This is a genomic window from Cellulomonas sp. GbtcB1 (genome assembly GCF_019091725.1).
In the GTDB taxonomy this organism is placed as follows: Bacteria; Actinomycetota; Actinomycetes; order Actinomycetales; family Cellulomonadaceae; genus Cellulomonas.
Window position 1 is genome coordinate 1 of record NZ_JAGXJG010000451.1, and the last position, 243, is coordinate 243.

At 79.0% G+C, this 243-nt stretch carries 1 pseudogene; it reads left to right on the forward strand.

The window, feature by feature from the left end:
- Positions 1–206: pseudogene (locus KVT14_RS21000) on the forward strand (aldo/keto reductase); the annotation flags it as partial.
- Positions 207–243 lie beyond the last annotated feature (37 nt).

Sequence of the window (243 nt, forward strand, 5' to 3'; positions counted from 1 at the left end):
GCCGCCGGGTGCTGGCCGCCCTCGACGCGGCCGCCGCCGCGCACGTCACGTGGGTCACCGCCGTGAGCCTGGCGTGGCTGCGGGCGCAGCCGGGCGTGGTCGCGCCGATCGCGAGCGCGCGCTCGGTCGAGCAGCTCCCCGACCTGCCCGCCGGCGCGACGCTGGAGCTCGCGGACGACGAGATCACGGCCCTGTCGGACGCCTAGGCCTGACCAGGGCGCCGACCACCTCCGCGACGGGAGG